Origin of the sequence: Arthrospira sp. PCC 8006 (assembly GCF_046480465.1) — a bacterium.
In the GTDB taxonomy this organism is placed as follows: domain Bacteria; phylum Cyanobacteriota; class Cyanobacteriia; order Cyanobacteriales; family Microcoleaceae; genus Limnospira; species Limnospira platensis.
In genome coordinates, this window is the sequence record NZ_PKGG01000176.1 from 1 (window position 1) to 11128 (window position 11128).

10 protein-coding genes and 2 pseudogenes are annotated in these 11128 nt (G+C 47.8%); 8 read left to right on the forward strand and 4 right to left on the reverse strand.

The window, feature by feature from the left end:
- Nucleotides 1-44: 44 nt before the first annotated feature.
- From B9T16_RS20490 to B9T16_RS20500, 3 genes and pseudogenes are all read left to right on the forward strand, one after another.
- Nucleotides 45-1493, forward strand: a pseudogene (locus tag B9T16_RS20490) (tetratricopeptide repeat protein); the annotation flags it as partial.
- Nucleotides 1494-1545: 52 nt separating this feature from the next.
- Complete coding sequence (locus B9T16_RS20495) at nucleotides 1546-2436, forward strand: tetratricopeptide repeat protein (protein WP_410245635.1); 891 nt, start codon at nucleotides 1546-1548, stop codon at nucleotides 2434-2436.
- A 166-nt stretch (nucleotides 2437-2602) separates the two neighbouring features.
- Nucleotides 2603-2830 (forward strand): annotated as a pseudogene (locus tag B9T16_RS20500) (S41 family peptidase); the annotation flags it as partial.
- 233 nt (nucleotides 2831-3063) lie between these two features.
- On the opposite strand, the gene hisB reads toward B9T16_RS20500, so the two are convergent.
- Complete coding sequence (gene hisB, locus B9T16_RS20505; protein ID WP_006617542.1) at nucleotides 3064-3711, reverse strand: imidazoleglycerol-phosphate dehydratase HisB; 648 nt, start codon at nucleotides 3709-3711, stop codon at nucleotides 3064-3066.
- 93 nt (nucleotides 3712-3804) lie between these two features.
- Entirely contained in the window at nucleotides 3805-4581 is a 777-nt protein-coding gene (fabI, locus tag B9T16_RS20510) for an enoyl-ACP reductase FabI (protein WP_006617541.1), read from the reverse strand.
- Nucleotides 4582-5102: 521 nt separating this feature from the next.
- Here fabI and ntcA point away from each other — a divergent pair.
- From ntcA to B9T16_RS20535, 5 genes are all read left to right on the forward strand, one after another.
- The gene (ntcA, locus tag B9T16_RS20515; RefSeq protein WP_014274678.1) at nucleotides 5103-5768 is read left to right on the forward strand and encodes a global nitrogen regulator NtcA; all 666 of its coding nucleotides are present in this window, start codon (nucleotides 5103-5105) and stop codon (nucleotides 5766-5768) included.
- A gap of 243 nt (nucleotides 5769-6011) precedes the next feature.
- Nucleotides 6012-7487 (forward strand): DUF3084 domain-containing protein, encoded by a 1476-nt coding sequence (locus B9T16_RS20520; protein ID WP_410245636.1) that lies wholly within the window; start codon nucleotides 6012-6014, stop codon nucleotides 7485-7487.
- Nucleotides 7484-7879, forward strand: a complete 396-nt coding sequence (locus B9T16_RS20525) for a pre-16S rRNA-processing nuclease YqgF (RefSeq protein ID WP_410245638.1) — start codon at nucleotides 7484-7486, stop codon at nucleotides 7877-7879. The genes B9T16_RS20520 and B9T16_RS20525 overlap by 4 nt, the downstream gene beginning before the upstream one ends.
- Nucleotides 7880-7980: 101 nt before the next feature.
- Nucleotides 7981-8304 (forward strand): DUF760 domain-containing protein, encoded by a 324-nt coding sequence (locus tag B9T16_RS20530; RefSeq protein ID WP_317264952.1) that lies wholly within the window; start codon nucleotides 7981-7983, stop codon nucleotides 8302-8304.
- 405 nt (nucleotides 8305-8709) lie between these two features.
- The gene (locus B9T16_RS20535; RefSeq protein WP_231852108.1) at nucleotides 8710-8892 is read left to right on the forward strand and encodes a hypothetical protein; all 183 of its coding nucleotides are present in this window, start codon (nucleotides 8710-8712) and stop codon (nucleotides 8890-8892) included.
- A 40-nt stretch (nucleotides 8893-8932) separates the two neighbouring features.
- On the opposite strand, the gene B9T16_RS20540 is transcribed toward B9T16_RS20535, so the two are convergent.
- Both B9T16_RS20540 and iscB read right to left on the reverse strand, forming a co-directional pair.
- Nucleotides 8933-10306 (reverse strand): tetratricopeptide repeat protein, encoded by a 1374-nt coding sequence (locus B9T16_RS20540; RefSeq protein ID WP_410245639.1) that lies wholly within the window; start codon nucleotides 10304-10306, stop codon nucleotides 8933-8935.
- A 95-nt stretch (nucleotides 10307-10401) separates the two neighbouring features.
- A partial coding sequence (gene iscB / locus B9T16_RS20545; RefSeq protein WP_410245637.1) for an RNA-guided endonuclease IscB occupies nucleotides 10402-11128 on the reverse strand: 727 nt, incomplete at its 5' end.

Below are 11128 nucleotides of genomic sequence, written 5' to 3' on the forward strand. Positions count from 1 at the left end.
ATAAATTGTGGCTGGATTTGGGACAGCGTCCGAGTTATTCCCTTGTGGCTCGCGGGATATTGCAGGAGTTGGGCAAACTCTCCCCCCAGGAGTTGGAACAAATCCCAGAGACTCGCTTAACCAATGTCTTGGTTCATTGTCTGCAACGGCGGCGCTTTTTGCTGGTGTTGGATAATTTGGAGTCGGTATTGCAAGATGAAGCCTATCAAGACTTTTTGCAGCGGTGGCTGGGGGCCTGTCACCAGACGGAAATTCTGGTGACGACTCAAGTTGCGCCTAAGTTGGTGCAGGAGAACCCCACAGAATTAGCCCTAGGGGGACTCTCAGCGAGGGAGGGGGCGCAACTGTTGCGGGAGTTGGCGGTGGGGGGAACCGAGGCGGAATTGCAGGAGTTTGTTAACCAGGTGAATGGACATCCCCTGATGCTGAAACTGGTGGCGGGGTTGCTGCATGAGGAGTTGGGGGAGAAGGTGACGATTGGGCAGTTGGCGGGGTTGGGAATTGCGGATGTGGGGCTGTTGATGTCGCGGTTAAGGGGATACCACCGTCAGGAGGTAGTGCAGTTGGTGGCGGTGTTGGATGCGAGTTTTAACGGATTGTCGGAGAAATGGCGGCGGCTGTTGCTGTCGTTGGTGGTGTTGCGTCAAGCCTTTGATGGGACGGTGGCCAGTGCCATGATTGGGGAGACGGTGGCTCATTCTGAGTTGCGGGGGTTGGCGAAACGGGGGTTTTTACTGGCAGAGGCTCAGGGGTATCGATTCCTCCCTTTTATTGCGGAGTATCTCAAGTTTCGCTTGGGGGATTTGCGGGAGGCGCATTTAGGGGCAATTCGGTTTTATGAGAGTAGCGTTAAGCCTCGGGCGGAGTGGCAGACAGTGGAGGATGTGCGGGAATATTTGGAGGTGTTTTATCATCGCTGTGAGTTGGCAGAGTATGAGGTGGCGTTTGATGTCATTCGGGATGGGGGTGATGTCGATGATTTCCTGAGTTTACGGGGTAATAATGAACTCCTTGCAGAACTCTACCAGCAATTAGTCGAAAATCTGCCCCGTCGAGACGATTGGCGATATGACGCCTCTTTAACTTCGTTAGGCAACACTTACAATGCCCTAGGACGCTACCAAGAGGCGATCGCCTTTTACCAAAAATCTCTGGAAATCGCACGGGACATCGGCGATCAAAAGAATGAAGCCGCTTCTTTGGGCAGTTTGGGCAGTGTTTACAATGCCCTAGGACGCTACCAAGAGGCGATCGCCTTTTACCAACAATCTCTGGAAATCGCACGGGACATCGGCGAYCAAAAGAATGAAGCCACTTCTTTAGGCAATTTGGGCAACACTTACCATKCCCTAGGACGCTACCAAGAGGCGATCGCCTTTCACCAACAATCTCTGGAAATCGCACGGGACATCGGCGACCGACAGGTTGAAGCCACTTCTTTAARCAATTTAGGCAATGCTTACAATGCCCTAGGACGCTACCAAGAGGCGATCGCCTTTCACCAACAATCTCTGGAAATCGCACGGGACATCGGCGACCGACGGGGTGAAGCCANATTCTTTAAACAATTTAGGCAGTGCTTACTATTCCCTAGGACGCTACCAAGAGGCGATCGCCTTTTACCAACAATCTCTGGAAATCGCACGGGACATCGGCRACCGACAGGTTGAAGCCACTTCTTTAAACAATTTAGGCAATGCTTACAATGCCCTAGGACGCTACCAAGAGGCGATCGCCTTTTACCAACAATCTCTGGAAATCGCACAGGACATCGGCGACCGACGGGGTGAAGCCACTTCTTTAAACAATTTAGGCAAYGCTTACAATGCCCTAGGACGCTACCAAGAGGCGATCGCCTTTTACCAACAATCTCTGGAAATCGCACGGGACATCGGCGACCGASGGKTTGAAGCCRCTTCTTTAAACAATTTAGGCAACGCTTACAATGCCCTAGGACGCTACCAAGAGGCGATCGCCTTTYACCAACAATCTCTGGAAATCGCACGGGACATCGGCRACCGACAGGTTGAAGCCAATTCTTTGGGCAGTTTAGGCAATGCTTACAATGCCCTAGGACGCTACCAAGAGGCGATCGCCTTTTACCAACAATCTCTGGAAATCGCACGGGACATCGGCAACCGACAGGTTGAAGCCACTTCTTTAAACAATTTAGGCAATGCTTACAATGCCCTAGGACGCTACCAAGAGGGGTTTGCCGCCTCACAGCAAGCCATAGAAATTTATCAAGAACTGAATTTACCCCTTGATGCTTACCCCATTCCTAATTGGCTGAAAAAACTGGTAAAATTCTCCGAACGGGGTAAACTTCATCTGATGCTGTGTTTTGTCGGGGGTCTGGTGGCTTTCCCCTTGGTGTTGATTGGGGAGGTTTTACTCATCCTCTATCGTCTCGTAGTTCGTCAAATTAAGGGTTAACAGAAATCCCCAAAGCCGGACTTAAAATAGGTAGACTGCATGGAAAAATTGCCAACCTTTGTTAGCCCAAACCATGCCGTTATCGGATCGAGATGATTTAAACACAGCAGATAATTCGATAAGTTAATTGTCCCGACCGGAATTGTGCCTATGGGTTGGGGAGTGAAAAACCTTTGGGAAAGGCTTAATTCAATCCCTCTTTGATTTGTCTGATGGTGCGGGGTTGGCGGTGACAGTGGCTCATTATGAAACCCCTAACCATACTGATATTAACCAACAGGGAATTATGCCCGATCGCATGGTGAAAAGTCCTAATTTAATGCGATCGCAATTAGCAACAGAAGCCGACCCCCAATATCAAGAAGCCGTTGATTTATTGAGGTATCAAATGTAGACCTTCTGTCTCTCCCCAGTGTAGGGTGCGTCACCTTCTCATAACTAACGGAAAAAGAGATAAGTAGACTGGGGACGCACCTTCTTTGATAGCCGTCTCTCCCCGGTGTAGGGTGCGTCACCTTCCCATAACTAACGGAAAAAGAGATAAGTAGACTGGGGACGCACCTTCTTTGATAGCCGTCTCTCCCTGTTGTAGGGTGGGTCGCCTTCCCACCCCAAGTTTTCGATGAGTTATAAAACGCCTTTGGAACTGGGAATAGTACCCGCACGACGTGGATCGATTTCTAGGGCCATTCTGAGCGATCGCGCAAAGGCTTTAAATGCCGCTTCAATAATATGGTGAGAATTGATCCCGTCCAACTGGCGAATATGAAGGGTCATTAAACTGTTATTAGCCACAGCCACAAAAAATTCTCGCACTAACTGGGTATCATAGTTTCCTACCCGGAGTGTGGGAATTTCCAAGCCATAGCTAAGGTGAGGACGACCGGAAAAATCTAGGGATACTTGAACTAAGGCTTCATCAAGGGGGGCGACAAAATGCCCAAACCGGACAATTCCTTTGCGATCGCCTGTAGCTGCTGCCAAAGCCTGACCCAAGGTAATGCCCACATCCTCATTAGTATGATGATCATCAATATGAGTATCCCCGACGGCTTTAATCTCCAAATCCAATAAACCGTGGGAGGCAATTTGGTGTAGCATATGGTCTAAAAAAGGCACTCCGGTAGCCACATCACAGCTACCTGTACCGTCCAAATTTACCGTCACAGAAACATCAGTTTCCCCAGTAGTACGCTTAACAGTGGCAATGCGGTTATGCTTGATATTAGGGTTAGTTCCTGGTGTAGAAGTTGATGGGCGATCGCGAGTTTGCATAGTCAATAATTTAGGGAGCTTTAACTGAGTGGGAACAGGGAACAGTTAATTTCACCGCTCCCCGAGTCCCATGATAACCATTAGGATTTGTGGCTACATTCCCATGATACAGTAACCAGAATCGACATAAATTATCTGGCCAGTAATCCCACTGGAGAGATCACTGCATAGGAAGGCGGCGGTATTTCCTACTTCAGTCTGGGTGACAGTCCGCTTTAGGGGGGCAATTTCCTCGACATGATGAATCATATCTAAAATGCCGCCAACGGCTGAGGAAGCCAAAGTCCGAATCGGTCCAGAGGAGATGCCATTAACCCTAATCCCCAAGGGTCCAAATTCAGCGGCCAAATAGCGGACATTCATTTCTAGGGCAGCTTTAGCAATTCCCATGACATTATAGTTGGGAACTACCCTAACTCCCCCTAAATAGGTGAGGGTGACAATACTACCACCAGAGGTCATCAAGGGTTTAGCAGCGCCACTCAACTGTACCAGGGAGTAGGAACTAATATCTAAGGCGCGAGTAAAACCCTCACGGGAAACGGTGCTAAAGTCTCCCGATAGTTCCTCCTTACCAGCAAAAGCCAGACAGTGGATGAGGATATCGAGTTTCCCCCATTGGTCTCGAATGGTATCAAATAGGGATGTTACCAGTGCATCATCCTGGACATTACAGGGCATGATGATACTGGGATTGAGTGGTTCGACTAGACTGCGAACCTTTTTTTCAAACCGTCCCTTGTCATCGGGTAGATAGGTGACTCCTAGGTTAGCACCGCAGGAGTGGAGTTGTTGGGCAATACCCCAAGCGATGGAACGCTCGTTAGCAATGCCAGTGACCAGTGCGTTTTTTCCGTTTAAATCCAACATAGTAGATTATTGTATTTGAAAAGGGGACGAGAAAACTCCCACAATTGGGGGTTGAAAACAAGAGGTTTGGTGGTAGAATCCCTTTGGCGTGCCTAGATGAATCAGGAGCCGGCGGGCATAGTATGCACCCAGTTCACGATCGCAGGTGGCTAATTTCAGGTCAAAATCTTTGGCATCGCCAAAATATGGCAATTGAGTCGTTTTTTCGACACCAACTCCGTTGGCTTAGATATACTCTGGGTAGACATGAAACCAATGACCTGTATAAATGGACGTACTGAGATACTCACAATTTTGATTCCAGGTCAGGGTAAAAACCTTTGTGCCAGGGAATGACTCTAGGTGAGTGTTAGGGGATCTCCCATTATAATCTTTCGCTTAACGAGGGAGGATGTCAATAGAGTTTAATCTGCACGAGGGTTTTGGTCGCCAGATTTGAAAGCATCGAGTCGGTGAACATTTAAAGTCAGTTCAAGTCAGAGTCAAACTAGCGCAGTGGTTAAGTGGAAGGAATCGGGTCAGTGACGTATGATAGACCGTTAGCATCAGTGTTCCGTCAAATTGGTGGCGGAGCGTTTCCCCCTGTGGTGGAGAGTTTTGACCGTGGTAAAACTATATTTTTCCCCGGTGATCCAGCCGAGCGGGTTTATGTCTTAATTAAGGGAGCCGTGAAGCTGTCTCGGGTTTATGAGGCGGGAGAGGAAATCACTGTGGCTCTACTTAGGGAAAATAGTGTCTTTGGTGTCCTCTCGCTGATTACGGGTCATAAGTCTGATCGGTTTTACCATGCGGTGGCTTTTACCCAGGTGGAATTGCTTTCTGTTCCCATTGAACAGGTGGAAAAGGCTCTGAAAAGTGATCCCGAATTGTCTATGGTGATGTTGCGGGGTCTGTCGTCTCGCATTCTGCAAACGGAGATGATGATCGAAACTTTGGCGCATCGGGATATGGGATCGCGATTGGTGAGTTTTTTATTGATTTTGTGTCGAGATTTTGGGGTTCCCGGTCGAGATGGGATTCGTATTGATCTCAAATTGTCCCATCAGGCGATCGCTGAGGCTATTGGCTCAACGCGGGTGACTGTAACTCGACTTTTGGGAGACTTACGACAGAAAAATATGATCTCGATTTATAAAAAGAAAATTACTGTTCATAATCCTGTTACCCTGAGCCAACAATTTACCTGAAAAATTATCGGGTCAGTCTGGCTGTCACAGCCTCACCAGAATTGGCTCTCAGCTTGAGCTTAACAATAATCATATACCGTTCTGGTTTTGGGGATGATCTCGATTCGTGACTCCCGAGGCTTCCCGATTTTGGGCTCCGGGATAGTCCATAACTATTGCAACTTGGAAAAATTGGCTTCACAATGGAAGATGATAGCAATGGAGGATTAATCGAATATTCTAACCCCTAGCCTTGAAACTGATATGACCGCTGCTTTTATTTTTGTTATTGCTATTCTCACTCTGGGAGGGGTGATCGCGGTGGTGAGCGATCGCCTCGGGACTAAGGTTGGTAAGGCTCGCCTCAGTTTATTTAAAATGCGCCCCAAAAAAACGGCGGCTGTGGTGACTATGGCCACGGGAACTATGCTTTCAGCCTTAACCTTAGTGATTTTATTCGCGACCAGTAAACCTCTGCGCCGGGGTGTGTTTACTATTGACCAAATTCAGGATAGACTCAATCAGGCTCGTAAGGATTTGACCCAGGCTCAGGTAGAAAAGCATCGGGTAGAATCGGAGTTAATACAGGCTCAAAATGAACTACAAGCAGCGGTTGATTACTTAAACGAAATTAATTCTTCTCTCAATAATGCTAAGGTAGAAGTATCCGAACGTGAGCAAGAATTGGAAAGGGCTCAAAGTCGCCTGGAAAATACGGAGAGTGAATTGCATCAACTTCAGAATCAACTCAGTAAAATGGAAGCGGCGAAAACTGAGATTGAGGCGGAAGTAGATAGCATAGAATCTCAATTAAGTCAAGTATACCAGCAAAAAAAAGAGCTGGAAACAGAAATAGATCAACTACAAGTAGAACGTCAAGATTTAATCGAGCAGCGGGAGAGGGTGTCGGCTCAGATAGAAGATCGCGATCGCCAAATTGCTGACCAAGACATGGTGATTGCTGAACGGGAAAAACGCTTATCTGAATTGGAAATAGCTCAACAGCAATTGGAAGAACAAAAAGCTAATGCTCAACGGGGTTTTCAAATGCTGCGAGAGGGTAGTGTAGCTCTCAAACGGGGTGAAGTTCTGGCGAGTGGATTGGTGAGAATTGGGGATAAAGACAGTTCTAAAGATGCGGTAAATAGACTGCTACAAGAAGCTAACCGCAATGCCCTAAGATTTGTGCAAATGGGTAATCAAAGTGCTAATCAAGATATGGTAGTTATGATTACTAAAGCTGAGGTTGAAGAACTGATTGAGGAAATTAATGATGGTGAGGAGTATGTGGTACAAATCGTCGCGGCTGCTAATTATTTAGTGGGTGAAAAACGGGTGGCAGTTTATACTAGGGCGGAACTGAATCAACTGTTATTTAGCAGTGGTCAAATTGTGGCGGGAACTTCTTTAAATCCGGCTACTATGACTTCGGAAAGGCTGCAACAGCAATTACAACAGCTTTTGGATGCTTCGAGTTTTAGGGCTCGTTTTGTAGGGGTGGTAAATGGTTCGATAGAAATGAGTGACGATCGCATAGATACTCTGATTTCTTTTATTCAGCGGTTGGAGGAGTATGATCAAACCTTGGAACTACAAGCGGTGGCGGCGCAGGATACTTATACTATCGGTCCCCTGCGCTTGGATTTGTTGGCGCGTCATAACGGGGAGGTGTTGATTAGCACTCGTCAACAGACCCGAAAACTGGATGATATTGATTGGGCGGAGGTTTGGCGGTGGTGATTTTGGGTTTTGACCCGGGTCGGGATAAATGCGGGGTGGCGGTGGTAGGGGACAATCAACAGGTTTATTACCATCAAGTAGTGGCGGCGAATGATGCGATCGCTACGGTAAAATCACTCTGTAGTCAGTTTTCGGTGCAACTGGTGGTGATGGGAAATCAAACCACTTCCCGGACCTGGAAACAACAAATGCGCGCGGTTCTTCCCGAGTCCATTCAGATAGTGGAAGTTGATGAGCGTTATAGTTCTTTGCAAGCACGCGATCGCTATTGGGAAATGTATCCCCCCCAGGGTCTATCTCGTCTGTTACCCCAGGGGATGCGGGTTCCCCCCAGACCCATTGATGATATCGTGGCAATTATCCTAGTCGAACGTTATCAGGGGGGAAATTAGTTACGGTAGCCGTCTACTGAGGTTCGGTTTTAATCACTGTCAATGGTGCTACTAATATCGCTATAGTGTAGTTAAAGATAGATTATTACAGGATCTGGCAAATGAATAACAAATCAAATGGAGTTCCTGAGTTTTGTGGCGATCGCCTTTCCGGCAGTAATGGATTGTGGCAATATGTGAAATCAATGCCCCCGGAAACAATAGCCCAACTCTCCCAACCTGATCCGGATGTAGCTCAATTGATGGAACATAATCTACTACAAATCCTTGGTGGATTGCCTTCTGACCATTTTGATGTGACAATTACTACTAGCCGTGAAAATCTTGGTCGTCTTCTAGCTTCTGCGATGATGAATGGATATTTTCTCAACAAAGCTAAACAGCGCATGGAGTTTGAAAAATCCGTTGCCAATATTTACAGTTAACCGGAAAGATTTAGCAGGTCTGGGGAGTCAGTATAATTGGCTCCCATCAAGTTTTTTGCCTCTTCAGAAAAACTGCCAATTGCTTGATATTTAGTCTCCCGGACCCCCGTGCTAACTAAGTATAAGTTTATCGAAATTTGAAATTGAGATTATCAGTGGTTATCCCCCTGATGGGTTACTGCCCACTACCCAAAACCTATAGGTGTATAAGACAATATAAACTTAGGCTCGAAGCGGTAATTGGTTAACAAATCTCTGGTGAGAGGACTGCCTCTGTCCGGGGTTATGAGTTGATTAATTTTGCTGTCGGGTGGGAGATAGCTATAACCCACTGGGGGCTACCCAGCCAGGTCAAAACTGGGTAGGTAAAAAATCAGGGTGCATCGAAAAATGAAGAAAATAATTGTGTTACTCGGGCTAGTGGCTTCGACGGGTGGGGGTCTAGCTTTGGTTTCTGATGTGGCGGCGATCTCCTCGCCTAATTCGCCTGCCTGGAAAAGCTTCAACAACCACGGTCTAGTTGTTCAAAGTGGTTATGAAGGCACGAATGAGGATGGCGATCGCGAAAGTGTAGGTACATCAATGTAGTTTGGTCATAGGGGCGGCTCAAAGCTGCCCCTACTGATTTTTAGGGGAGTGTTTGCAGAAATTGTTGAATTTCTAGGTCGCCAGGATTGATTTCTAATGCCCTTTGGTCGCGATCTTTAGCTTCTTGGTCGCGGCCCTGTCGCAGATAGGCGATCGCTTTACCTAACCAACTTTGGGAGTGGTTACTATCAAGATAAATAGCGCGATTATAGGCATTAAGGGCTTGTGCGTAACGTTTAATTTCCATAAAGATTTGACCCCTTAAAACCCAGGCTTCTCTTTGGTGAGGATTGTGATGGAGAGATTCGTCTACCGATGCGATCGCCTCTCCATAGTCTCCGAGGCGAAATAGGGCTTGGGCTTGAGCTGTCAAAGCGGGGGTAAAATCAGGTTTGATATTGATCGCGCGAGTATAAGATTTCGCCGCCTCTGGGTAGTCATCTAGGTGATTCATTAAAATATTGCCTCGTAAATACCAAATCCCATAATCATCAGGTTGAATTTGTAGGAGGCGGTCAAAGGCTTGTAAGGCTTCTTCATGGCGACCGATAGACATTAATAGCGCCCCACGATCACGCCATGCGGGATGAAAATTAGGTTGGAGTTGGGTAGCGCGATCATAGGATGCGATCGCCTCATCGTATTGACTCAGGGAAGATAAGGCATTTCCGCGACCATACCAAGCCGGATAAAAAGTAGATTGTATATTAATAGCCCTTTCAAAGGCTTCTAAGGAGTCTCGCCATCTTTCGTGGCGATAAAGCTGATTTCCGCGATTAGTCCAGTCGATGGCGCTAAAGCGATCGCTAACTTGGGGAACCTGCATATAAGCGGAAATAGATTGTAATTCCCGGGGAGTAGGGGGGTCTGGCTGGCGATCGCTGATATTGAGGTTAAGGGGAATCCCTGATTGCAAAAATCGGTTTACGGGAATACCTGCACTGTAGCCTACTGTAACTCGATTGCTGGTTCCGGTGATCTGGTCTATGAGGATTTGACCTTCTGACATTCCATGAATACCAATTACCTGACCTTGGGTGTCTAAAATCGGCCCCCCACTCATACCTACCTGGGTGAAATTGGTATAAAATAGGTCATAACCACGGGTGGTGGGTTCTTTGACAAAGGCGAGTTTGTAGGCTTCGCTAATTAGTAACCCGGCGGTAAATAGGCGGGGCTGAAATTCTGGCCAGCCGGAAATGAAAATGTGTCGGGACTCGGCATCATAATCATAATCGGCAATTTGTGCCAGGGGGTAGGTGCGATCGCTACTGAAGGCTAAAACTGCTAAGTCGATTCCCGGTAGTCTAATGACGCGATCGTAGTCTAGGGCGTATTTTTGGCCGTCATGGGTGATAATTATGTATTCATCGGGACTGCGGACAACATGGTTAGCGGTCAGTACATAATACAGGTCTCCCTCACGTAAACCTCTGGGGAGCGTGGAAGCCCCGTGTCTTTAGACCGGGGAGGAAACGGGACCGGGGGACTTTAGTCCCCGTGAATCTTTCAAGCATAGGCGTAACCATCCTTTCGGTGAATAGGTTGGCAGTATTTGTGGTTGATGCCTGTCACCCGTCCCGAGGCGGTGGTCATATCAAAACTGCCAGAGGCACGGCAGAGAACCCGTCCTACATAGGAGCCAATTTTCTTCCCGGCCGTGACCGTAGCCGTGACGATATCGCCAGTCTGAAAACCTTTGTGAATTTGCTTCCTGGAGCGGTGACGAGTGGGGAATCCGTACTTATTCGTCCCGCACATCCGACGAGTTCCATGCCCCTTCGCTAGAATCAGCAACGGTTTTGACGTGACAATATCGAGTGATTCGACGTCTCCAACACAGGCAGCATCAAGCCAATGAGCCTTGGGTAGGTTAAGCCGAAGTCGATTGAACTTCGTTTGTCCGGCGGTTCCTGTGGTGACCCGAAGTCCTGTGGCTTTGAGAGCCTTGAACAAGGCCCACCGAGTCGAGTTAACGGCAGCCGCATCGTTAAGGGGTGATTTGGCCTGCCTCAGAAGACGACTCAGGACATCAGGCTGGCCCGATAAAAAATCCCGAATGTCCCCATTGCCTTTGGCTTGATTGCATGAGTGGCAAGCGATCGTCAGGTTAGACACCCGGTCAGAGCCCCCCTTAGACCGGGGCTGAATATGCTCAACTTCAAGGGGTACAGGTTTAGCACCACAGTAAGCACAGGTTCGGCCCCACTTTTCCAAAAGGTATTCCCGGACTTCG

Bases quoted from the DNA above. Each gene is read 5' to 3' on its own strand.
- hisB (WP_006617542.1), bottom strand. From the start codon at position 3,711: ATGCAAACTCGCGATCGCCCATCAACTTCTACACCAGGAACTAACCCT.
- fabI (WP_006617541.1), bottom strand. From the start codon at position 4,581: ATGTTGGATTTAAACGGAAAAAACGCACTGGTCACTGGCATTGCTAAC.
- B9T16_RS20520 (WP_410245636.1), top strand. From the start codon at position 6,012: ATGACCGCTGCTTTTATTTTTGTTATTGCTATTCTCACTCTGGGAGGG.
- B9T16_RS20530 (WP_317264952.1), top strand. From the start codon at position 7,981: ATGAATAACAAATCAAATGGAGTTCCTGAGTTTTGTGGCGATCGCCTT.